The sequence below is a fragment of the Pseudarthrobacter kochi genome (assembly GCF_055412805.1).
In genome coordinates this window covers 1-19,034 of sequence record NZ_JBVAYV010000027.1, presented here as the reverse complement: position 1 = coordinate 19,034, position 19,034 = coordinate 1, and the positions used below count along the sequence as shown (strand labels likewise).

Here is a 19,034-nt window from a genome sequence, read left to right as displayed (position 1 = left end):
TGCGCTCCCAAATTACCACAGCGGCACTGACGCCCCGGTGCTGCCGGCATGCGTTTAACCTCACACGCACATAGGCTCGGGTTCATGACGACGAACGAGCCGCGGCCGGAGCCAGAGCACCCCGGCTACTCCCCCGGCGGCCGGGGGCCGCTTCCCCAGCAGGCGAACCCGACCTGGCTGGGCCACGTCCAGCCGGAGTACTACCAGCGGCCGCCGGCCAACGGCCAGGGCCGGTTCCAGCCGGTCCTCCCGCCCGTGCTTCCGCAGGTCCGGGCAGGGCGACGCTCCGCCGGGGTTGCCGGGCTCGTGGTGGCCGGCGGGTTCCTCGCGTTCATGAGCCTGTTCCTGGTGCTGCCCTTCCTGCTGGGCAGCACCGGAATCTCCGGGTTTGTCATCGGCTTCGCCGCCTCGCTGGTTCCGCTGGCGACCGTCCTGCTGACGGTGCGCTTCATCGACCGCTGGGAGCCTGAACCGAAGCCGCTGCTGCTGTTCGCCTTTGTCTGGGGAGCAGTCGTCTCGATTGCGGTGACGATGCTGATCCAGCCCTACTTCTCGCTCGTCGCGGGGCCTGCCTCCGGACTGGACTACACAACGTTCGCCGTGACGGTCCAGGCGCCGGTCGTGGAGGAATTCGCCAAGTCCCTGGGTCTGCTGCTGCTTCTGCTCTTCGCCCGGAAACACTTCGACGGGCCGGTGGACGGTGTGGTGTTCGCCTTTACGATTGCGGCCGGCTTCGCGTTCACCGAGAATATCCTCTACTTCGGCCGCGCGATCGCCGAATCTTCCGACCCCGGCACGGATCTCGCGGTGGTCTTCTTCCTGCGCGGGGTCATGTCACCCTTCGCCCACGCCATTTTCACGGGCACCACCGGGCTGATCATGGGCCTTGCCGCGCGCCGCTGGCATAACGGCCTGTCCGTGCTCGCGTTCGCCGTCGGCCTCGTGCCCGCGATGCTGCTGCACAGCGGCTGGAACAGCATGGGCCGGAACTTCCTGGGCCAGTACCTGCTGGTCCAGGTCCCGATCTTCCTGCTGGCGGTCCTGGTGATTGTGCTGCTGCGGGTCGCGGAGCGGAGGCTCACGCGCCAGCGGCTCAAGGAATACGCGGCTGCGGGCTGGTTCACGGGGTCCGAGGTGGACATGCTGGCCACCAGCGCCGGCCGGCGCTCTGCCCTGCGCTGGGCGGACTCCATCGGCCGGGGCCCGCAGATGAAGGCCCTGCTCCGTGCCGCCACCCAGCTCGCCTTCACCCGGCAGCGGATCCTCAGCGGCCGGGACGTGCCCGCGCACCAGCTCGACGAGCGGAACCAGCTCGCCGGGATCAGTGCCCTCCGGGCCGCCGTCGTCTGCTGAGCGCAACAGGGCAAGCCAGGGGACGAAAGAACCCCGCCCAGGGTGAGCCGGGCGGGGTTCTTTGTGGAGCGTGGCGGGTCAGGCGAGCAGCGAGGGCTTCAGCTGCTGCAGGCGGCCCAGCAGGCCGTTGATGAACGACGGCGACTCGTCCGTGGAGAGGGTCTTGGCCAGCGCCACGGCCTCGCTGACGGCGACGCCATCGGGCACGTCGTCGTTGTAGAGCAGCTCCCAGGTGCCGATCCGCAGGATGATGCGGTCCACCGAGGGCATCCGCTCCAGGGTCCAGCCCTGCGAGTAGGTTTCCAGGAATTCGTCGATGGCGGCCTGATGGGAGACCACACCTTCGACAATTTCAAGGGTGTACGGATTGACGATCTGGTCCGTCTGCTCCCGGCGGGACTTCAGTACATCAAACGCCGACACGGAACGCTGTTCCGCCTCGAAGAGAACATCCAGGGCCCGGTTACGGGCCTTACCGCGTGCACTCACTAGTCGTTGACCCGGCCGAGGTAGCTGCCGTCACGGGTGTCGACCTTGACCTTGGTGTTGTTCTCCACGAACAGCGGAACCTGGATCTCATAGCCCGTTTCGAGGGTGGCAGGCTTGGTGCCGGCCGAGGAGCGGTCGCCCTGCAGGCCCGGCTCCGTGTAGGTGATCTCGAGCACGACGCTCGGGGGCAGCTCGATGTAGAGCGGGTTGCCTTCGTGGATGGCGATGTTGACCATCTGGTTCTCGAGCATGAAGTTGGTGGCGTCACCGACCGTTGCACCCGGAACGGTGAGCTGGTCGAAGTCGGTCGTGTCCATGAACACGAAGTCGGCGCCGTCCTGGTACAGGTACTGGTAGTCGCGGCGGTCAACCGTGGCCGTCTCGATCTTGAGTCCGGCGTTGAAGGTCTTGTCGACGACCTTGCCGGACATCACGTTGCGCATCTTGGTGCGCACAAACGCGCCACCCTTGCCGGGCTTGACGTGCTGGAACTCAATGATGTTCCAGAGCTGGCCCTCAAGCTTAAGGACGGTTCCGTTCTTGATGTCGTTAGTGGTTGCCACAGTATCCTCAGGTTTCTTTGTTGACTGGTTCTAGCCGCCAGCCGCTTATGCCAGGCCGGCATGCCGATCCGGCCCGCCAGCGCGTATTTATCAAAAATCCAAAAACCATTCTACCGGTTATGCGGGTCAGTCGAGATCCAGCACATTCCGCGCCCGCTGCAGCGCCACCGTGGAGGCGTAGATCAGGGCCGCGTCGGCCGACCCGGCGACGCGCAGGTCGAGGGCTTCGGCGAAGCATTCGACGGCGGCCGCAATGTTGCCGCTGGCGAAATAGCACCGTCCGAGGTGCTGGCGGATGCGCGCCTCGTCCGGCGTTCCCCGCGTCTCCGCCAGCAGTTGGCGGAACAGTTCAACGGCCCGGTCAAGCCGGTGGGAGACCCGCAGGACGTCGGCTTCGAAGATCCGCAGGCGCAGCGAGGAGGGGTCCTTGTACCGGGCTTCGGCGAGCAGTCCGGCGGCTTCAGCAGGGTGCCCTTCGACGAGGCGCACGAAGATCAGGTCACCCGGGTCGGTCGAGGCGGCCAGCGCATCGGCGACAGCGTCCTCGTTGACGATTTGCGGCACCAGGCTGTCCGGGTTGATTTTGATCCCCGGAAACCCTGCATCTGGCCAGTCACTGGTGCCGCCTGGGACGAAAGGCATCAGGAGGCAATCTCCTGGTATGCGGCGAACAGCAGCGAGGTGTCCGGGACGTCGAGGATCCCGGGGCGTGCCACGCCGTCGAGCACCACGAAGCGCAACAGGTCCCCGCGGGACTTCTTGTCCCGCCGCATGCCGTCGAGCAGGGCCTGCCAGCGGTCGCGCCGGTACGTAATGGGCAGCCCGAGGCTTTCCAGGATGGTGCGGTGCCGGTCGGCGTCGGCGTCGCTGAGGCGGCCGACGCTGCGGGCAAGTTCCGCGGCGAACATCATGCCGACGGAGACGGCGGCGCCGTGGCGCCAGGAGTAGCGCTCGGCGAGTTCGATCGCGTGGCCCAGGGTGTGGCCGTAGTTGAGGATTTCGCGCTGGCCGGTTTCCTTGAGGTCCTCGGAAACGACCCGGGCCTTCACCGAAATGGCGCGTTCGATGAGTTCCCGGACGGCGTCCGAACGGGGATCGGCGACGGCGGCCGGGTCCTTTTCGATCAGGTCGAGAATGGCGGGGTCGGCGATGAAGCCGCACTTGATGACCTCTGCCATGCCGGAGATCATCTCGTTCTTCGGCAACGTGTCCAGGGTGTCGAGGTCCGCGAGGACACCGGCAGGCGGGTGGAAGGCGCCGACGAGGTTTTTGCCTTCGGCGGTGTTGATCCCGGTTTTTCCGCCGACGGCGGCGTCGACCATGCCGAGCAGGCTCGTGGGCATGTGGATGACTTTGACACCGCGCAGCCAGGTGGCGGCCACGAAGCCGGCCAGGTCGGTCACGGCCCCGCCGCCGACGGCGACGACAGCGTCCGAGCGGGTGAAGTCATTCTGCCCCAGCACCTGCCAGCAGAAGGAGGCCACCTCAATGTGCTTGCCTTCCTCGGCGTCGGGGATCTCGGCGGTGAGCGCCGTGAAGCCTGCGGAGGCGAGTTCTTCCCGGACGGTGTCGCCGGTGAGGCGCAGCGCGCGGGGGTGGATGACGAGGACGCGTTTGACCCGCTCGCCCAGCAGGCCGGGCAGGCTGGCCAGCAGGCCGCGGCCCACCACGACGTCGTAGTTCTCACCGGGCGTCTGCCCGGTGACCTTGATGACGGTTGATTCGGTGATCACTTTTCAACTTCCTTTGTCGCCGCTGTCGCGGCTACGGCAGCGGTTAGCGCCGCGGCGTACGTGCGCAGCGCATCTTCAAGCCGTTGCGCGATCTCCGGCACGGATCCGTTCCGCACATCGATGACCAGGTCGGCCAGCCGTTCGTAGACCGGCCGCCGGGTGGCGAACAGCGTCTTCCATCGTTCCATGGCGTCTCCGGCCAGCAGCGGCCGGCCGGAGTTCCTGCTGATCCGTTCCGCCACGGTGTCCGCGTCGCATTCGAGGTAGACCACGGTGCAGTGCCCCAGCAGCTGCTGGGTGCCGGAGTCCAGCACGGCGCCGCCGCCCAGGGAAATGACCGTATTGCTGCCGTACGCGTCTTCGATGGCGCGTGCGGCGGCCCTGGCTTCGAGCTCACGGAAGGCGTGCTCACCGCGGCTGGCGAAGATCTCCGCGATGGAACCGTGGTTTGCCACCACCACGACGTCGGTGTCCACGAACGGCGCTCCCAGCTGCTGGGCAAGCTGGTGTCCGATGGCTGATTTTCCGACCGCCATCGGCCCGATCAGGGCGATGGGCCGGGCAGACGTCCTGGCCGGCACTGCCGGCATTTCGGCCGGCACTACTGGCCGATCGAGTCCAGGGACGCCGGAATGTTGTCCAGATAACCCTTGATGTTGCGGGCGGTTTCCTGCACGGAATCGCCGCCGAACTTTTCCGTTACCGCCTCGGCCAGGACGAGGGCCACCATGGCCTCGGCGACGACGCCGGCCGCGGGGACCGCACAGACGTCGGAGCGCTGGTGGTGGGCCTTGGCGGCTTCGCCGGTGCTGACGTCGACGGTCCTGAGGGCGCGGGGAACCGTGGCGATCGGCTTCATCGCGGCGCGGACGCGCAGCACGTCGCCGATGCTCATGCCGCCTTCGATGCCGCCGGCGCGGTTGGAGGTGCGGACGATCCTGCCGGCGGCGTCCTTGACGATCTCGTCGTGGGCGGCCGAGCCGCGGCGGGACGCGGTGAGGAAGCCGTCGCCGACCTCAACGCCCTTGATGGCCTGGATGCCCATGAGGGCAGCCGCGAGCCGTGAATCGAGGCGGCGGTCCCAGTGGACGTAGCTGCCGAGTCCCGGCGGGAGTCCGTAGGCGAGGACCTCGACGACGCCGCCCAGGGTTTCGCCTTCCTTGTGCGCGATGTCGACCTCGGCCACCATGGCGTCGGAGGTTTCGCGGTCGAAGCAGCGCAGCGGGTCGGCGTCGAGGGCCAGGACGTTGGCCGGGACCGGCAGCGGCCGGCCTTCCGGGACCGCGGTGCTGGCGATCGACACCGTGTGGGAGACCAGTTCGATGCCGAGCTGCTTGAGGAATGCGGAGGCGACGGTGCCGAGGGCCACGCGGGTTGCCGTTTCGCGGGCGCTGGCGCGCTCCAGCACGGGACGCGCCTCGTCAAAGCCGTATTTCTGCATGCCGGTGAAGTCCGCGTGGCCGGGCCGGGGCCGGGTCAGCGGGGCGTTGCGGGCCTGGTCGGCGAGGATTTCCGGGTCCACGGGGTCGGCAGACATGATCTGCTCCCACTTGGGCCACTCGGTGTTGCCGACCTGGATGGCGACAGGGCCACCCTGGGTGATGCCGTGGCGGACTCCGCCGAGGATCGTGACGACGTCCTGCTCAAACTTCATCCGCGCGCCGCGGCCGTAGCCGAGCCGGCGGCGGGCCAGCGAATCGGCGATCTGGGCGCTGGTGAGTTCCACACCGGCGGGCACGCCTTCAATAATTCCGACCAGGGCCGGCCCATGGGATTCTCCGGCAGTCAACCAACGCAACATAAAGTCCATCCTGCCATGTAAGGCGGTTAGAACACCCGTCGGGGCGCCCCGACTGCGTCACACATCACATCTATGACTTCGGCCGGCACGGCCTCGCCCAGGCCCGTGAAATGCCGGACCTGTTCCACGGCCTGGTAGATGAGCATCTCGAGTCCGGGGACCACGGTGCCGCCGGCTTCCTGCCAGGCGGCGGCGATCCGGCTGGGCCAGGGATCATAAGCAACGTCCAGCAGCACGCCGGGCCGGGCAACCGGGGCGTCGCGGGACGGCTCCCCTGCGCGCTGCGCAAAGAATTGCGTCAGCTCCCCGGCCAGTGGATCGGCGGCCCGGGGCGGCAGCGTGGAGATCACGACGTCGGCCCGTCCGACGGCGGCAGCCGCTCCGCCCAGGGGGAGGACCCGGACGGGAAGGCCGATAGCGTCAGCGGCCGCTCGCGCCTGGGCGGCGCGTGTGACATCGCGGACGAAAATGTCGGCGGCCGGCGCGCCCAGGTCCTTCAGCGCGGCGATGGCAGCGGCCGAGGTGCCGCCCCCGCCGAGGACGACGGCGGTGGGCGCGGATGCGGCGCCCGCGTGGCGGAGCGCGTTGACGATTCCGGCGACGTCGGTGTTGTAGCCGACCAGGCGGGTGGGGCCGGCGCCGGCTCCCGGGCGTTCGAACGCGACCGTGTTCACGACACCGAGCTCGCGGGCCACGCCGCGGACCTCATCGACTTCGCGGACCATGGCGGACTTCAGCGGCATGGTCACCGACAACCCGCGCCAGCTCTCCCCCTGCCGCAGGTCCTCCCGGACACGGGCCATAAAGTCCGGCAGCGCATCTTCGGTCACGTCGACCGCAGCGTAGTCCAGCTCCACGCCAAGGTGGGCGTAGGCGGCCCGGTGCAGCGCCGGAGACTTCGAATGGCTGATCGGGTGCCCGAGCACGCCGGCCCTGGGCGTCATACGCAGCGTCCGGGGTTGGCCTCACACCAGGCGTTGTACTTGGCCACGTAGGTGTTGTGCTCCGCCAGCGTCTTGGAGAACAGGGTTTCCTTGGTGTCCAGGTTAATCGTCACCCAGTAGAGGTATTCGTTGGCCTTGGGCTTGGCCGCCGCGTCGATCGCCGTCTTGCCCGGCGAACCGATCGGCCCTACCGGCAGCCCCTGGTTCGCATAGGTGTTGTACGGGTTGGACTTGTCGGTTTTCTGGATCTCGTCGATGTGGAAGCTCTTGATGCCGAGCCCATAGGTCACCGTGGCGTCGGACTGGATCAGCCCGTTCGTCTCGGTGTTGTTGGGCTTGAGGCGGTTGTAGATCGCACCGGCCACATCGCCGTATTCCGCCTGGCCGCCCTCGGCCTGGACGATGCTGGCGACGGTGACGACGTCGTACTGCTTGGCCGGATCCGTCACTCCCTGGGACTTGAGCTCGTCCAGGGTGGTGTTCACGAGCTTCTGCAGCACGTCCTTCGCCGGGGTGCCGAGCGGGAACCGGTACTCGCCGGGAGCGAGGAAGCCTTCGAGGTTCTTGGCCTTGGCCGGCACACCGAACTGGGCCGGTGATTCATTGAGCGCCTTGAGTTCGGCGACGGGCACACCGCTGCCCTCAGAGATGGCCTGGAGCGATTCGCCGATTCGCAGCCCGGCGCTGAGGGCGAAGTACATGACCTTGCCCTTGTCCTTGTTCAGCAGGATCGCCACGGCGTCGGAGTTCTTCATTTCAGTGCGCATGGTGAAGTCGCCGGGAGCCAGCGCCCCGCCGGAGGCCACGAATTCCTTCAGGAAAGTGTCGGCGTTCGCCACGACCTTCTTTTCCTGGAGCTGGGTGGCTACGGACTTCGGCCCTGAGCCCGGCGGCACCGTGATGACGATCTCGCCGGTTCCGGGACCGGGGTAGTCGGCCACCGTGTCCCCGCCCAGCAGGGGCTTCAGGAACTGCGCGCCGACGGCGACTGCCACGACGAAGACCGTCAGCGTCAGTAACAGCGCCAGGAAGCGGCGCCGGCGGCGGACCTTTTTGGACGGGCCCTTGGTCGTACGGATGGCGGCACCTCCGGCCAGCACCACGCGGCCGTCTTCCCCGTGCTGGTAACCGGCAGGGTTGTCGTCGGCAGGGTTGTCGTCGGCAACGTGGTAGTCGGCAGCGTGGCCGTCCGCGCCGTCGTACACGTAGTGGTCGTCGTCGGGGTGGCCGTCGTGGGGCTCAGCGTCATGGTGGAGTTCGTAGCCGGGCGGAACGTCTGCTTCGTGGCGGATGGCGTCCGCGTGGGCAACACCGCCCGCGTACTCGTGGACGGGTTCGTAGTGCACGGGCTCCTCGTGCACGGCCCCGCGCACGGGCTCCTCGTGCACGGTGGGGGCTGCCGCGGGCAGCTCCGGCGCGTCGGCTGCCGTGACGGGCTCGGGCGTGATGGGTTCCGCCAAGACGGGGGCATCAGTTTCGGGGGCGGAATCATACCGGGCGCGGGGCCCAGCGGCCGGGGTGTCCCCGCCGGTCTCGAAAGCCTGCGCCGGGATAACGTCGTGTCCCTGGGTCGCCTGGACCTTCTCCTGGGCCCTGAGCTCCTTGCGCGTCAGCGGTCGGCCGGCGCCGCCGGAGGAGTCGTCACTGTTGACCGGGCTCACTGTAGCCTTCCATTTTGGGCAGAATGCGTGGTGCAGAATGCTCGTCTAGTGCCGGGCCGGCCTGTGCGCCATCCCCGGTTGGCCCCGGTGCAGACTCCGCGTATACGCGGCTTCCGACCTCCGTTCCCCTGGCCTTTTGCATATCGATCGCATGCTGCAGGATACCTGCGGCCGCAACCTGATCAACTACCTTACGGTGCTTCCGGCTGCTCATGCCAGCTTCGTGCAGGTGCCGGTGGGCCGACACCGTGCTCAGACGCTCATCGACCAGCCGAACCGGCACCCCGGAACCGCACTCTCCCAGTTTACCCGCGAGTAGCTTTGCGTAGTCCGTGGCCATCCGCGCCGAGGCATGTTCCTCGCCTTTCATCGTCCGCGGCAGGCCGACGAAGATCTCCACCGCCCCGAGTTCCATGGCCAGGGCCGCGAGGATCCGCACGTCGGTGTTCTTCTTCGCGTTCCGCTCCAGGGTGCGCAACGGGGTGGCCAGGATGCCGTCGCGGTCACAGACCGCCACGCCGACCCGGACGGTCCCGACGTCCACCCCGAGCTTCACGCCGAGGGGGTAGTCGCCGGGCACAGCAGCTTCGTTCACGGGTCGTCCGTTATCGCCGGGTAATGGCGTCCACGACGGCGGCGAGTGCCGCGCCGACCTTGGCGGCGTCCGTGCCGCCGCCCTGGGCCACGTCGTCCTTGCCGCCACCGCCGCCGCCGAGGATTCCGGCGGCGAGGCGCACCAGGGCCCCCGCCTTGACACCGGCCGTCCGGGCGGCTTCGTTGGTGGCGATCAGGATGACCGGACGGTCGTTGCTGACCCCGGCGACCGCGACGGCGGCCGGCTCGGAGCCGAGGCGGGTCCGCAGGTCCAGGGCCAGGCCACGGAGGTCGTCCGCGCCGCTGACCTGGCCGGCGTCGTGGGCAATGACCTTGATGCCGGCGGCGTCCTTGGCGGTCCCCACCAGCTGCCCCGCGGCTGCCGTGAGCTGCTCCTTGCGCAGGCGCTCGAGTTCCTTCTCGGCCGTCTTGAGCTTGGTCAGCGTGGTGGCGATCCGGTCCGCGAGCAGACCGGAGGGAACCTTGAGCATGTCGGTGAGTTCGGTCACCAGGGCGCGTTCGGCGGCGAGGTGCCGGAAGGCGTCCATGCCGACGAAGGCCTCGACGCGGCGGTTTCCCGAGCCGACCGACTGCTCCCCGAGCAGGGACAGGCTGCCGATCAGGGACGTGTTCTCGACATGGGTGCCGCCGCAGAGTTCACGGGACCAGGCGCCATCGATCTCCACGACCCGGACTTCGTTGCCGTAGTTCTCGCCGAAGAGTGCCATGGCGCCGAGGGCCTTGGCCTCGGCAAGACCCATGATTTTGGTCTCCACCCGGTAGTTGTTGCGGATGGCGATGTTGGAGACTTCCTCGATTTCGGAGCGTGTGGCCGGGCTCAGCCCCTCACCCCAGGCGAAGTCGAAGCGCAGGTAGCCGGCCTTGTTGAACGAGCCGCGCTGCAGGGCTTCCGGGCCCAGGATCTGGTGCAGGGCGGCGTGCACGATGTGCGTGCCGGTGTGGGCCTGCTCGGCGGCGTGCCGGCGTTCGCGGTCCACGGCTGCCTGGACGAGGGAGTCGGCGCCGATTTCGCCCTCGCGGACGATCGCCTTGTGCACACTCAGGCCCTTGATGGGCCGCTGGACGTCGAGGACCTCGACGACGAACCCGTCGCCGGTGATCAGCCCGGTGTCGGCGGCCTGGCCGCCGGCTTCGGCGTAGAAAGGGGTCTCGGCGAGGACCAGCTCGATTTCCTCGCCCGTGGACGCCTGTGAGACCTTGCGGCCCCCGGCGAGGATGCCGCGGACCTTCGACTCACCGGCGAGCTCGGTGTAGCCGGTGAAAACAGTCTCTCCGGCGGACAGCAGCTCCTGGAAGGCACTGAGGTCGGCGTGGGAGCCCTTTTTGCCCTTGGCGTCGGCCTGCGCACGCTGGCGCTGCTCGAGCATGAGCTTGCGGAACTCCGGCTCATCGACCTTGAGCCCGGCCTCTTCAGCCATTTCGAGCGTGAGGTCGATCGGGAAGCCGTAGGTGTCGTGCAGGGCGAAGGCATCGGCGCCGGAGAGCGGGTGTCCCGCAGCCTTGGACTCCTGGACGGCGTCCTCGAGCCGCGCGGTGCCGGACGCGATGGTGCGCAGGAACGCCTTCTCCTCGGCGTAGGCAATCCGGCTGATCCGGTCGAAGTCCGTCTCCACGATCGGGTAGACGCCCTTCATGGCGTCGCGTGAAGCGGGGAGCAGTTCGGGCAGGCAAGCCTTTTCGACGCCGAGCAGGCGCATGGAACGCACAGCGCGGCGGATCAGGCGGCGCAGCACGTAGCCGCGGCCTTCGTTGGAGGGGGTCACGCCGTCGGCGATCAGCATGAGGGAGGAACGGATGTGGTCGGCGACAACGCGCATCCGGACGTCGTCAGTGTGATGCGGGTCGGCGGCGGACTCGGCGGAGGTGTACTCCCGGCCGGAGAGGGCCGCGGCCTTGTCGATGACGGGGCGGACCTGGTCCGTCTCGTACATGTTCTCGACGTCCTGCAGGATCATCGCCAGGCGCTCCATGCCGAGGCCGGTGTCGATGTTCTTCCTGGGCAGTTCGCCGGTGATGTCGAAGTCCACCTTGGAGCGCACGTTGTCGATCTGGTATTGCATGAACACGAGGTTCCAGATTTCCACATAGCGGTTCTCGTCCGCGATCGGGCCGCCCTCGACGCCGTAGGACGGGCCGCGGTCGTAGTAGATCTCGGAGCAGGGGCCGGCCGGACCGGGCTGGCCGGTGGACCAGTAGTTGTCCGCTTTGCCCATCCGCTGGATCCGCTCGGCGGGCATGCCAGTGTTCTTGAGCCAGAGCTGCTCGGCTTCGTCGTCCTCTTCGTAGACGGTGACCCAGAGTCGCTCGGGCGGCAGTCCGTACCCGCCGTTGTCAACGCCCGTGGTGAGCAGCTCCCAGGCGAACATAATGGCGTCTTCCTTGAAGTAGTCGCCGAAGGAGAAGTTGCCGCACATCTGGAAGAAGGTGCCGTGGCGGGCGGTCTTGCCGACTTCCTCGATGTCGCCGGTCCGGATGCACTTTTGCACGCTGGTGGCGCGCTTGTAGGGTGCTTCCTCCCGGGCGGTCAGGTAAGGGATGAACGGGACCATGCCGGCCACTGTGAACAGCAGGGAGGGGTCGCTGGAGACCAGGGAGGCAGAGGGAACCGCCGTGTGGCCCTTACTGACAAAAAAGTCGATCCAGCGCTTGGTGATCTCCTGCGACTTCATGAGCTGATTACGTACCCTTCAATATTCACTGTGTTTATGTTCACTGTGTTTTTTGTTCGCTGCGTTCGTGTTCACGCGTGTGGTCCGCGGAACGGTCTGGTCCCGGCCTTCGGCCGTGCCGGCGGCCCTGTGTGCGGGTGCCGCCTTCTTCCTCATTCTCTCCCGGCTAGCGCCGGAGTGCATTCTTGCCGGCGGCACCCTTGCTGACGGCCATTTCAAGGCCCGCGTCAATACCAAGGGCGGCCCGGAGTTCCGTCTCGCGCTCGTTCATGCCCTCGCGGACGGCGTCAGCGAAGTCATACAGGCCGTCGGCGAGCCGGCCAACCGCCCGGTTGAGCCCCTCGGGGCCCAGGTTGGACTGCGCTTCGGTGATCTTGCGGAACGCGATGACGCCGATGGCGACGCCGATTCCCATCCAGATGATTCTGTTCATGTCAGGTTCTCCAGCTGGAATTAGCGGCTGCGGCGGCCGGTGGCGGGCTTTTTACGGGCGGTGAAGGCCGAGCGCACGCCGTAGCTGAAGGAGGCGACCTTGATCAGCGGCGAACCCACAGTGGCGGCCACGAGCGAGGACAGCGCCGAGATATTGGCGGACGCGTCGGAGACGTTGCTCGCGATCCCGTCGACCTTCTTGAGCTGCTCGTTGGTGGTGGAAACGGTCGCCGTGACTTCGTCCATGAGCGGAGTGGCGCCGTCGCTGATGGAACGGATGGAGGTCCGCACTTCGTCAAACACTCCCCCGAGCTTGAGGATCGGCACGGCGAGCAGCAGGACCAGCAGTGCAAACACTCCGGCCGCGATCAGGCCGGCAATATCGCCACCAGTCATAGTCGTTCATCTCCTTGTTGCGTCGTGTCCCTGCGGGCGCCGCCGGCTGACACAGCCGGCAACCGCAGAACTCCCCCAAGTACCTTACATACAAAGAAGCCCGCGGCGCTTGCCACGGGCTTCTTTGTAAGGTGTCGCGCTGGATCTAGCGTGCGTAGAATTCCACGACGAGCTGCTCTTCGCAGGTCACGGGGACCTCGGAGCGCTTCGGGCGACGGACCAGGCGTGCCTGCAGGGCGTCAAGCTTGACGTCCAGGTATGCCGGAACCATCGGCAGGACGTCGCGGTGAGCGCCGGCTGCTGCAACCTGGAACGGAGGCATGGACTCGCTGCGGCTGTGAACGTGGACCAGCTGGCCCTCAGAGACGCGGAAAGACGGGCGGTCAACGCGGATGCCGTCGACCAGGATGTGGCGGTGGACAACCAGCTGGCGGGCCTGGGCGATGGTGCGGGCGAAGCCGGCACGCAGCACGAGGGCGTCGAGACGCATTTCGAGCAGTTCGATCAGGTTTTCACCGGTCAGGCCCTTGGTGCGGCGTGCTTCTTCGAAGGCACGGGTCATCTGGGCTTCGCGGATGCCGTACTGGGCGCGCAGACGCTGCTTTTCGCGCAGACGTACGGCGTAGTCGGAGTCCTGCTTCTTGCGGGCACGGCCATGCTCACCGGGGCCGTACGGGCGGCGCTCCATGTACTTGGCGGCCTTGGGGGTCAGAGCAATGCCGAGTGCACGCGAAAGGCGTGCGGTACGGCGAGCACGAGTGTTGTTAGCCACTTGTGTCCTTCCAATATCTGCGGTGTGTCAGTGTTACTGGCCTCCACGATGGAGAGCATCGGCCAACCGCTGCCTTTTGCTACTGGGCACAGGGCAAACCCTTCTGCACAGCATAAAATGCCGAAATCAGGTGGATTGTGCGTCCGTGCCTTGCCAGACAACGAACAACCTTACCATGCCGGCACCGGCCGCCCGGTCAGGTCGGCCTGTCAGATCCTGGCGTGCACACCCCTGCCGGAGCGCCGGCCCAGGGATGCCGCGCCCAGGAACTCAACGGCCACGAACGGATCGGATCCCACCACCCATTCATCGTGGCCCGGCGGAATCGCATAGGTGTCGTTGGCCTGGATCGTGGAGTGCAGCCCGTCGGCGGATTCCACTTCCATGACCCCGGAGATGCAGAACCCAAGGTGGTGGTGCTGGCACACCCCGGTCGCCTCTAAGGGTCTGATGGATTCGGACCACCGCCAGCCCGGGCCGAGGATGAGCCGCGCCACCGAGAAGTCGTTCACGGTGACAAGGTCGAATTCGGCATTGTCCGGGCACCGCTTCTTGTCCGGTACATCAAAGGACTTGACCGCCAGGGCTGTGACGTAATTTACGGGCATGGGACACACGACCTGGGAACTTCAGTGATGGTGCCGGCGTGATGAGAGAGTCCGGCGATGCCGGCCGCCGACCTGAGGTCCGACTTAAATCCACGTTAGACCTCATGCACCGGAAGTCAACGGGCAATTTCCAGGCCCGCGGTCACGTGCCCCGGATAATCCTGCGGAGCCGCTCCAGCCGGGTGGAAATGTCCCGCTCGGCGCCGTTGGCGGTCGGCTCGTAGTAGTTGCGGCCGACCAGGTCATCCGGCGGGTACTGCTGGGTGGCCACCGAGTGCGGCGCGTCGTGGGCGTATTTGTAGCCCTGCCCGTGGCCCAGCTGTTTGGATCCCGGGTAGTGGGCGTCCCGCAGGTGGGCAGGGATGCCGTTGCCGAGGCCGGCGCGGACATCCGCGATCGCCTGGTTGATGCCCATATACGCGGCGTTGGATTTGGGGGCGGTGGCGAGGTGGACTACGGCCTCGGCCAGGATGATGCGGCCTTCGGGCATGCCGATCAGCTGCACCGCCTGGGCGGCGGCGACAGCGGTCTGCAGCGCCGTCGGGTCGGCCATACCAACGTCCTCGGCCGCGGAAATGACGATGCGCCGGGCCACGAACCGCGGGTCCTCCCCCGCCTCGAGCATCCGGGCGAGGTAGTGCAGGGCGGCGTCGACGTCGGAACCCCGGATGGACTTGATAAAGGCGCTGGCGACGTCGTAGTGCTGGTCGCCGGCGCGGTCATAGCGAACCGAGGCGACGTCGAGGGCCCGTTCGGTGTGCTTGAGCTCGATCGTCACGGGAGCGTCCCCGGCCGCCCCGGAGGCCGCCCCGGAGATTCCGTCAGTGTCGTCCGCGTCCCCGAACGCGACGCCGGCCGCCGCCTCAAGCGCGGTCAGCGCCCGGCGGGCGTCCCCGCCGGAGAGACGGACCAGATGGCCCAGGGCCGCGTCGCTGAGTTCAACCTTGCCGCCGAGCCCGCGGTGGTCCGCCGCGGCGCGCAGCAGCAGTGCCTCGACGTCGGCGTCGGTGAGCGGTTTGAGCGTCAGCAGCAGGGACCGCGACAGCAGCGGGGACACCACGGAGAAGGAGGGGTTTTCGGTCGTCGCGGCGACCAGGACCACCCAGCGGTTCTCGACGCCGGGCAAGAGGGCATCCTGCTGGGCTTTGTTGAAGCGGTGGATCTCGTCCAGGAACAGCACCGTGGTGGTCTTGAAGAGGTCCCGGGCGGTGAGGGCTTCCTCCATGACGCGGCGGACGTCTTTAACCCCGGCGGTAATGGCGGAGAGCTCGACGAACTTCCGGCCGGGGCCCTTGGCGATGACGTGCGCGAGCGTGGTTTTTCCGGTGCCGGGCGGCCCCCAGAGGATCAGCGAGCTGGGACCTGCGGGGCCGGTGGCGTCCGTGCCGGCGGCGAGCTGGCGCAGCGGCGAGCCCTGCCCCAGCAGGTGCTGCTGGCCCACCACGTCATCGAGCGTCCGCGGCCGCATCCGGACGGCCAGCGGGCTGCGCGGCGAGGCGGTGCGGCGGGCGGACTGGCCGTCACCGGATTCGTCGGCGTCGCCGTCATCCTCGATAGCGGCGCCGCCGTCCCGTCCTGCGCCAAAGAGATCATCCACATAGATAGGCTACTTCTAGTTCCCGCCCGCCCCGACACCCTCACAACGGAGACCCGCGCCATGGCAAGCCCCGAAACCCGCGTGGCCTTCGTCTCCGGTGACCGTCTGCCGGGCTGGGTGGAGCGTTTCGCGGCAAGCCACGGCGGCCTGGCCGAGGAGGAGCTCGACGGCGGGCTGCAGCTGAGTGCCGCGGACGGGGCAGTGGCGCTGCTTCAGCCACCATGGCCGGCGGACGGGCGCCCCGGGCGCGGCAGCGACGCCGTCTCCCGGCTCGCGTCCCTGGCGTCCCAGCCCCGCTGCATCGGCGCCGTCCTTCTCCGCCGGGGCGGCTACTCCGTGGCGGTGGTCAGCGGCGGTGCCGTGCTCGCCGCGAAAACCGGCACACGCCATGTCCAGTCCCGGACCGCCGCCGGGGGCTGGTCCCAGCAGCGCTTCGCCCGGCGCCGGGCGAACCAGGCCGATGCCCTGGTGGAGGCTGTGGCGGACCATGCCGCCCGGATCTTCGCGGACCACCGGATCGAGTACCTGGCGCCCGGCGGCGACCGGACGCTGGCCGAACAGGTTCTCGCCGAACCGGCGCTCAAGCAGTACGCTGCGCGGCCGAGGCTGCCGTTCCTGGACGTTCCGGATCCGCGCGCCGCGGTCCTGAAGAAGGCCGCCGCGGACCTGTGTGCGGTGCGGATCCTGGTCACGGACCCGCCGGGATAGAAGTCACTACGGTGCGGCCGACGGGACCGTCAGCGGGGCGGCGAACTCCCATTCGGCCTCGGTCGGCAACCGGTATCCCGCCCACGTGGCGTAGGCCTCCGCGTCCTCGTACGCGACGTGGACCACCGGGTGGTCCGCGCGGTCGGCAATGGATGTGCCCCGCCCGAACGGCCGTCTCCAGTTCGCGCCCGGCGTCCAGGCCCACCACTGGCTGAGGTGTTTCAGGTCGACGGGACCGGGCGTTCCGGTGAAGACCATCGAGCCCGGGACGAGGTTTTCCGGCGGCGCACCGGGGAACATCGCCGGGTCGAGCGGCCGCTCCGCGACCGTGCGGTATCCGGTTTCCCGGACGAAACGCGCGTACTCGCCGTTGGTGACCGCCGTCTGGCTGATCCAGAAGCCGCCGACGCGCACCCGGTGCGCCGGCGCCTCCTCCGGGTAGTGCTCATCCGAGCCCATGGTGAACCCGCCGCCGTCCAGGCGCACGAACCCCTCGGGCCCGGATGGCGTGGCGGGAACCTGGTTCAATCGCCGCCTGCCAGGAATGCCTGCAGCTTCTCCACGGCCTGGTCGATGCTAAAACTCGCAGCGCGCTGGCGCGGCGGGAACTCCTCAAACGTGGCCAGGAACTGCGACATCAGCGCCTGGGCGGCGAAGACGAGGTAGGCGTTCGCGAAGAGCCAGTCGAAGTACGTGTTCGAGGTGACGCCGGCACGGTCGAAGGGGTCGGTGCGCAGGTTGAAGACCTTGGGGATCCGCAGCGGCACGAAGGGTTCGAACCATACCTGGAGCGTGCCCTGCACGCGCTGCTCCATGAAGACCGTCTTCCAGTTGTCGTACCTCATGGCGAGCACGTCGCCGTCGTCGGAGAAGTACCCAAGCCCTTTACGCGGGCTTTCGGTGACCTCGCCCGTGAGGTAGGGCAACAGGTCGTAGCCGACGATGTGCACCTTGTGGGAGTGGTCGCCGATGGACTTGCCCTTCTTGAGCTCATCGACCGTGCTGGTGTCGCCCGCGGCGGCAAGGAACGTCGGCAGCCAGTCATGGTGCTGGATGATCTCGTTCGACACCACGCCCGCCGGGATGTGTCCGGGCCAGCGGACCATCTCGGGGACGCGGAACGCGCCCTCCCAGTTGGTGTTCTTCTCGCTGCGGAACGGGGTCATGCCGCCGTCGGGCCAGGTGTTCATGTGGGGGCCGTTGTCCGTGGAGTAGACCACGATCGTGTCGTCGGCGATGCCCAGCTCGTCGGGGTGGTCGAGGAGGCCGCCCACGAGCTTGTCGTGGTCGATCATCGTGTCGTGGTATTCGGATTGCCACCGCCCGGCCTGCCCGACGCTCTCAGGCTTAGGGTGCGTGCGGAAGTGCATGTGGGTGGTGTTCATCCACACGAAGAACGGCCCGCCGGTTACAGCGCTGCCGAGCTCCCCTCCGCCGTCGACCGGCGCAGCCAGACACCCCACCGGCACATGGAAGAATTCACTTATGACTATCAACAATGATGATGCCAACCCTGCGGAGTTCACCGACTCACAGGGCACAGACGCCCCGACCGAAGTCGCCCGTGGTTGGGACCACATCGGGGCCATCATTGTCGATGCAACGCTGCAGCGACGGCAGAACTACCACGAGACCGTCCTGCCCCGCGTTCTGGCCCTGATTGAGGCATGGCCCGATGCCGCCACCACCAGCGGGTTCCGCCGGCACCTTGAGACGGGGAAGCTCTCCGAAGTTATCAGCTGGCCCTCGCCTGGCCGTCTTGCCCAGGCAGAGGACCTGACGCGCGTGTTCGAACGTCTCGGCATCGAGACGGTAATGGACCTCCGAGGCGCCCTTGGCGAGGAGCCCAAGAGAGGCGTTCTCCGCGACGCCCTGGCGGCTGTGCGGCACGTCAGTCCCAAAACTCTGGATTACATTGACACGCTGAGCGGAACCACCACAGGTGCGGCCGCCATGTCCCTTGGCGAGGACAACGAACACCCAACACCTCCCCCGCGCGTCGACGCGAGCTGACCGCAGGGCCGTACACCGAAACCTGCCCCTGATGGGAGGGCGGACCCGGCCGGCGGGTGGCTTGCGGTCAGTCGTCACACGGTTGAGCCTGGACGAACATGGCGGAGAGGTGATCACGTTCCTTCCGGACAGCCCCACTGGAGTGCTCCCAACGAGTCGCTCAGCCGTGTTGGAGCAGCAGGTCTTCCAGCCAAGGGTCCTCGAGTGGCTCCGTCCAGCCAGGATCGTCCATGGCTGCGGCGGGGAATGGGTGCCCGGCCGTGAACAGGTGCCAGTCCGGGAAAGGGTCCGGGGGCAGTTCCTGGTCGGGATCCGGGCCGGGATCCTCGGGTACGCACTCGGCAAGGAGTGTCACCATTGCCTGGAGGCGGTCCGGCCAGTGGGGTGGTTCCCAGTCCTGCTGCTCGCTGGCGTAGTGCCGTCCGGTCGGTGACGTCCAGCCGGGCGGGGCGTCTTTGCTGGCCCCGGCCGGTGTCCAGGCCGAGGAGTGTTTCAGGCCGTGGTGTTTGCGGCACGGCTGGCCGAGGTTGGAGATCCCGGTGGTGCCACCGTCGGCCCAGGCCAGGATATGGTCGGCGTCGTTGTCCAGGGACTGGTTGTTACAGCCCGGGAACGGGCACTTCCCGTCGCGGAGCCGCAGCCACTGCCGCACTGCCTTCGGCACCCGGTAGCTGGACCGG

21 protein-coding genes are annotated in these 19,034 nt (G+C 67.7%); 3 read left to right on the top strand and 18 right to left on the bottom strand.

All coding sequences use genetic code 11. From position 1 onward, the window contains the following. Positions 1–84 precede the first annotated feature (84 nt). On the top strand, positions 85–1,353 hold the full coding sequence (locus ACZY0Y_RS13485) for a PrsW family intramembrane metalloprotease (RefSeq protein WP_463958473.1): 1,269 nt from the start codon (positions 85–87) through the stop codon (positions 1,351–1,353). A 78-nt stretch (positions 1,354–1,431) separates the two neighbouring features. Here the strand turns inward: ACZY0Y_RS13485 and nusB are convergent, their stop codons facing one another. The 15 genes from nusB to ACZY0Y_RS13410 form a co-directional block, all read right to left on the bottom strand. Further along, on the bottom strand, positions 1,432–1,842 hold the full coding sequence (gene nusB / locus ACZY0Y_RS13480) for a transcription antitermination factor NusB (RefSeq protein WP_024368581.1): 411 nt from the start codon (positions 1,840–1,842) through the stop codon (positions 1,432–1,434). Next, positions 1,842–2,405 (bottom strand): elongation factor P, encoded by a 564-nt coding sequence (efp, locus tag ACZY0Y_RS13475; RefSeq protein ID WP_056429593.1) that lies wholly within the window; start codon positions 2,403–2,405, stop codon positions 1,842–1,844. Before efp ends, nusB begins: the two co-directional genes overlap by 1 nt. A gap of 126 nt (positions 2,406–2,531) precedes the next feature. Then, complete coding sequence (locus ACZY0Y_RS13470) at positions 2,532–3,047, bottom strand: tetratricopeptide repeat protein (RefSeq protein WP_463958472.1); 516 nt, start codon at positions 3,045–3,047, stop codon at positions 2,532–2,534. Continuing rightward, positions 3,047–4,138, bottom strand: coding sequence for a 3-dehydroquinate synthase (aroB, locus tag ACZY0Y_RS13465; RefSeq protein WP_160665677.1), 1,092 nt, complete (start codon positions 4,136–4,138; stop codon positions 3,047–3,049). The genes ACZY0Y_RS13470 and aroB overlap by 1 nt, the downstream gene beginning before the upstream one ends. Beyond that, positions 4,135–4,728: a shikimate kinase gene (locus tag ACZY0Y_RS13460; protein WP_463958470.1), complete on the bottom strand. Its 594-nt coding sequence runs from the start codon at positions 4,726–4,728 to the stop codon at positions 4,135–4,137. The genes aroB and ACZY0Y_RS13460 overlap by 4 nt, the downstream gene beginning before the upstream one ends. A gap of 11 nt (positions 4,729–4,739) precedes the next feature. Next, on the bottom strand, positions 4,740–5,939 hold the full coding sequence (aroC, locus tag ACZY0Y_RS13455) for a chorismate synthase (RefSeq protein ID WP_463958468.1): 1,200 nt from the start codon (positions 5,937–5,939) through the stop codon (positions 4,740–4,742). 26 nt (positions 5,940–5,965) lie between these two features. Continuing rightward, positions 5,966–6,883 (bottom strand): shikimate dehydrogenase, encoded by a 918-nt coding sequence (locus ACZY0Y_RS13450; RefSeq protein WP_463958466.1) that lies wholly within the window; start codon positions 6,881–6,883, stop codon positions 5,966–5,968. Then, positions 6,880–8,544: an endolytic transglycosylase MltG gene (gene mltG / locus ACZY0Y_RS13445; protein WP_463958464.1), complete on the bottom strand. Its 1,665-nt coding sequence runs from the start codon at positions 8,542–8,544 to the stop codon at positions 6,880–6,882. The genes ACZY0Y_RS13450 and mltG overlap by 4 nt, the downstream gene beginning before the upstream one ends. Then, complete coding sequence (gene ruvX, locus ACZY0Y_RS13440; RefSeq protein WP_463958462.1) at positions 8,525–9,139, bottom strand: Holliday junction resolvase RuvX; 615 nt, start codon at positions 9,137–9,139, stop codon at positions 8,525–8,527. The genes mltG and ruvX overlap by 20 nt, the downstream gene beginning before the upstream one ends. Before the next feature lie 10 nt (positions 9,140–9,149). Next, positions 9,150–11,828, bottom strand: coding sequence for an alanine--tRNA ligase (alaS, locus tag ACZY0Y_RS13435; RefSeq protein WP_463958460.1), 2,679 nt, complete (start codon positions 11,826–11,828; stop codon positions 9,150–9,152). Positions 11,829–11,994: 166 nt separating this feature from the next. Continuing rightward, the gene (locus ACZY0Y_RS13430) at positions 11,995–12,261 is read right to left on the bottom strand and encodes a DUF6167 family protein (protein WP_463884134.1); all 267 of its coding nucleotides are present in this window, start codon (positions 12,259–12,261) and stop codon (positions 11,995–11,997) included. 20 nt (positions 12,262–12,281) lie between these two features. Beyond that, positions 12,282–12,656, bottom strand: a complete 375-nt coding sequence (locus tag ACZY0Y_RS13425) for a DUF948 domain-containing protein (RefSeq protein ID WP_160665666.1) — start codon at positions 12,654–12,656, stop codon at positions 12,282–12,284. Positions 12,657–12,801: 145 nt separating this feature from the next. Further along, positions 12,802–13,428: a 30S ribosomal protein S4 gene (rpsD, locus tag ACZY0Y_RS13420; RefSeq protein ID WP_024364981.1), complete on the bottom strand. Its 627-nt coding sequence runs from the start codon at positions 13,426–13,428 to the stop codon at positions 12,802–12,804. 209 nt (positions 13,429–13,637) lie between these two features. Further along, positions 13,638–14,036: a cupin domain-containing protein gene (locus ACZY0Y_RS13415; RefSeq protein WP_463884136.1), complete on the bottom strand. Its 399-nt coding sequence runs from the start codon at positions 14,034–14,036 to the stop codon at positions 13,638–13,640. 142 nt (positions 14,037–14,178) lie between these two features. Next, positions 14,179–15,633: a replication-associated recombination protein A gene (locus tag ACZY0Y_RS13410; RefSeq protein ID WP_463958458.1), complete on the bottom strand. Its 1,455-nt coding sequence runs from the start codon at positions 15,631–15,633 to the stop codon at positions 14,179–14,181. Positions 15,634–15,693: 60 nt separating this feature from the next. On the opposite strand from ACZY0Y_RS13410, the gene ACZY0Y_RS13405 reads away from it, so the two are divergent. Then, a complete protein-coding gene (locus ACZY0Y_RS13405) occupies positions 15,694–16,341 on the top strand; it encodes an acVLRF1 family peptidyl-tRNA hydrolase (RefSeq protein ID WP_463958457.1) in 648 nt (215 codons plus the stop codon). 6 nt (positions 16,342–16,347) lie between these two features. On the opposite strand, the gene ACZY0Y_RS13400 is transcribed toward ACZY0Y_RS13405, so the two are convergent. Both ACZY0Y_RS13400 and ACZY0Y_RS13395 read right to left on the bottom strand, forming a co-directional pair. Beyond that, positions 16,348–16,869 carry an SUMF1/EgtB/PvdO family nonheme iron enzyme gene (locus tag ACZY0Y_RS13400; RefSeq protein WP_463958455.1) on the bottom strand — a complete coding sequence of 174 codons (522 nt, stop codon included), beginning with the start codon at positions 16,867–16,869 and terminating at the stop codon, positions 16,348–16,350. Continuing rightward, positions 16,866–17,804, bottom strand: coding sequence for a sulfatase-like hydrolase/transferase (locus ACZY0Y_RS13395; RefSeq protein ID WP_463958453.1), 939 nt, complete (start codon positions 17,802–17,804; stop codon positions 16,866–16,868). Before ACZY0Y_RS13395 ends, ACZY0Y_RS13400 begins: the two co-directional genes overlap by 4 nt. Positions 17,805–17,826: 22 nt before the next feature. On the opposite strand from ACZY0Y_RS13395, the gene ACZY0Y_RS13390 reads away from it, so the two are divergent. Then, the gene (locus ACZY0Y_RS13390; protein WP_463958451.1) at positions 17,827–18,354 is read left to right on the top strand and encodes a hypothetical protein; all 528 of its coding nucleotides are present in this window, start codon (positions 17,827–17,829) and stop codon (positions 18,352–18,354) included. A 160-nt stretch (positions 18,355–18,514) separates the two neighbouring features. Here the strand turns inward: ACZY0Y_RS13390 and ACZY0Y_RS13385 are convergent. Next, positions 18,515–19,034 (bottom strand): HNH endonuclease signature motif containing protein (locus tag ACZY0Y_RS13385; RefSeq protein WP_463958450.1); only part of this gene is annotated, 520 nt, incomplete at its 5' end.